The organism is Mycobacterium sp. NAZ190054 (assembly GCF_001545925.1).
Taxonomy (GTDB): Bacteria; Actinomycetota; Actinomycetes; order Mycobacteriales; family Mycobacteriaceae; genus Mycobacterium.
Genome location: NZ_LMVQ01000381.1, coordinates 1 through 2,657, shown reverse-complemented (window position 1 = coordinate 2,657; position 2,657 = coordinate 1). Strand labels below are relative to the sequence as shown.

Here is a 2,657-nt window from a genome sequence, read left to right as displayed (position 1 = left end):
TGAGATCGAATTCGTGCTCGTCGGCCCCGACGGCGCGCCGCTGCCGGGGCATCTGTGGGCCCAGTACGGGCTCGCCGGGGTGCTGGAGTACGAGGGGTTCGTCCGGGACGTGACCGCGGCGGCGACGCCGAGCTGGCGGGGGCGCGCTCAGCGCTGGAGAGATGACCCGCGACGTCCAACGCGCAAAGGTCTACGCCGCAGAGCAATTCGTGCGCACGATGTTCGACCGGGCCGCGCAACGGGCCAACCCGGTGGTCGACTTCTTCGGCACCCAGCTGACGCTGCCGCCGGAAGCCCGGTTCGGGTCGGCGGAGGCGGTGCAGAGCTACGTCGACGATGTGCTGGCCCATCCAGCCGTCCGGGACCGCTGGCCGGCGGCGGCGCCGCTGCGGGTGCGTCCGCGGAAGGGGACGTCGGCCGCCCACTACGAGCGCACCGACGGCGGGGCGACGATCGCGGTGCCCGAGGGGCGCAGCGGGTGGGCGCTGCGGGAACTGGTGGCGCTGCACGAGATCGCCCACCACCTGTGCGACGCGGAGCCGCCGCACGGTCCCGCGTTCGTGGCCACGTTCTGCGACCTGGCCGCGGCGGTGATGGGCCCGGAGGTCGCGCACGTGCTGCGCGTCGTGTACGCCAGGGAAGGCGTTCGCTGACCGGTCAGGCGTGCTGGAGCTTCGCGAGGAACTCGTGGCAGCGCCTGGCGCGGTCCGAGTCCTCGGACATCACCTGCTCGAAGAACGACGCGATCTCGTCCTGGCCGGCGTTGCGCGCATCACGGACGTACTGTCCGTAATCGTGGCCGGCCTTGAGGGAGTGGTACTGGACCGAGATGAGATCGAATGTCACATCGTCGAATCCGGTTTCACCGGTGGCCATCATGCCTCCTCGGGTTGACGGTTGTTGTTCGCCAGCTGCCCGTACTACCCGAGGGTGCGCGCTGCAAACACGGGGCGCCGCCGCGGGTACCGTGACATGGTGACCGCGCCCGACTGGGGTTCCCTCGACGATCTGTTCACCCGCGTCCTGCACAGTGAGGACGATGCGCTGCGCGCGGCCAGGGAGGCCGGCGACGCCGCCGGAATGCCCGCGATCGAGGTCTCCGCTCAGCACGCGAAGCTGCTGTCGCTGCTGGTGCGGATCGCCGGCGCGCGCCGCGTGCTGGAGATCGGCACCCTGGCCGGCTACAGCACGATCGCGCTGGCCCGGGCGGTCGGAACCGGCGGTGCGGTCGTCACCCTGGAATACGAGCCCGCGCATGCCGAGGTGGCCTGGCGCAACCTGGAGCGGGCCGGGGTGAGCGAGCGCGTCGAGATCGTGGTCGGTGCCGCGCTGGAATCGCTGCCGACGCTGCAGCAGCGCGGCGAGGTCTTCGATCTGGTGTTCATCGACGCCGACAAGGAGAACAACGTCTCCTACGTCGAGTGGGCCGTCACGCTGGGCCGGCCCGGCACCGTCGTCGTCGTGGACAACATCGCCCGCAACGGCCGCGTGCTGGACCCGGCGCCCGACGACGCGCAGGCTCGGGCCGTGCGCGCGATGTTCGACATGATGGGCGCCCATCCCCGGCTGGACACCGCGGCGATCCAGACCGTGGGCACCAAGGGCTGGGACGGCTTCGCGGTGTCGGTCGTCGGCTAGGTTCCCGCGGCACCGTTTCGAACCGGCTAGCGGCGGCAACTAACCGGCATGGCCATCACCGAGAACCGCGAGACCGTCATCGACGCCACTCCTGAGGAGATCCTCGCCGTCCTGTTCGACCTTGAGGCACTGCCGGAGTGGTCCTCGGCGCATCAGGAGGTGGAGGTGCTCGACCGGGACCAGCAGGGCCGGCCCAGACGGTCCCGGCAGGTCGTCAAGATCGTCGGCATCAGCGACGAGCAGGTGCTCGACTACTCGGTCCACGACGACGGGGTCGGCTGGACCCTGGTCAGCTCGAAACAGCAACGGGCGCAGCAGGGCCGGTACACGTTGACACCCGAGGGCGACAAGACCCGGGTGCGGTTCGACCTGACCGTGGACCCGATCGTGCCGTTGCCGGGTTTCCTGGTCAAGAAGGGCGCCAAGGGCTTGATGGACACGGCCATCGAAGGCCTGCGCAAGCGCGTCGAGAAGCTCAAGGGCGCGTGACGGCGTTCAGACCGGACGCGTAGCTCTCCTTCACCACGTCGAGGTGGGCCCAGCTCTCCAGCGCCCGGACGCCCGGAAGCGCGCGCACGGTGTCCATCAGCTCGACCAGCTGCGCCGCGGAGAACGCGCGCACCGTCATCAGGATGTCGAAGCGCCCGAGCGTGCGCGCGACGAAGATCACCGCGGGCATGTCCGTCAACGCCGCCACCACGTCGTGGTGGTGGCCGGTGAGCCTGATGCCGAACCCCATCGCGCTCTGCCGGTCCTGGCCGGAGTGCCGGACCACCGCCCCGATCCGGACCACCCGGGCGTCGATCAGCCGCACCACGCGCCGGCGCGCACCCGCCGCCGACAGCCCGACCGCGGCCGCGAGGTCGACGTAGGACGCGCGGCCGCCGGGATGGGACACGTGGTAGGTGCAGCCGCCGCGCGACACCCCGGTCGCGGCGTCGACGAGCTCGAAGCGCAGCGGACCGTCCACGGTGAACGTCGGGTGCAGCGCGCTGGGCGGCTGCCAGGCGCGGTCCCGC

5 protein-coding genes are annotated in these 2,657 nt (G+C 71.0%); 3 read left to right on the top strand and 2 right to left on the bottom strand.

The window, feature by feature from the left end; all coding sequences use genetic code 11:
• The first annotated feature begins 161 nt into the window (after positions 1-161).
• On the top strand, positions 162-653 hold the full coding sequence (locus tag ASJ79_RS22290) for a TIGR04338 family metallohydrolase (protein ID WP_067960034.1): 492 nt from the start codon (positions 162-164) through the stop codon (positions 651-653).
• A 4-nt stretch (positions 654-657) separates the two neighbouring features.
• Here the strand turns inward: ASJ79_RS22290 and ASJ79_RS22285 are convergent, their stop codons facing one another.
• Positions 658-876: an acyl carrier protein gene (locus ASJ79_RS22285; protein WP_067960039.1), complete on the bottom strand. Its 219-nt coding sequence runs from the start codon at positions 874-876 to the stop codon at positions 658-660.
• A gap of 99 nt (positions 877-975) precedes the next feature.
• On the opposite strand from ASJ79_RS22285, the gene ASJ79_RS22280 reads away from it, so the two are divergent.
• Both ASJ79_RS22280 and ASJ79_RS22275 read left to right on the top strand, forming a co-directional pair.
• Positions 976-1,638 carry an O-methyltransferase gene (locus ASJ79_RS22280; RefSeq protein WP_067960036.1) on the top strand — a complete coding sequence of 221 codons (663 nt, stop codon included), beginning with the start codon at positions 976-978 and terminating at the stop codon, positions 1,636-1,638.
• 48 nt (positions 1,639-1,686) lie between these two features.
• Positions 1,687-2,127 carry an SRPBCC family protein gene (locus ASJ79_RS22275; protein ID WP_067960031.1) on the top strand — a complete coding sequence of 147 codons (441 nt, stop codon included), beginning with the start codon at positions 1,687-1,689 and terminating at the stop codon, positions 2,125-2,127.
• On the opposite strand, the gene ASJ79_RS22270 is transcribed toward ASJ79_RS22275, so the two are convergent.
• Positions 2,114-2,657, bottom strand: a 544-nt coding sequence (locus ASJ79_RS22270) for an Lrp/AsnC family transcriptional regulator (RefSeq protein WP_231750977.1), incomplete at its 5' end; no start/stop codon positions are given. The genes ASJ79_RS22275 and ASJ79_RS22270 overlap by 14 nt on opposite strands.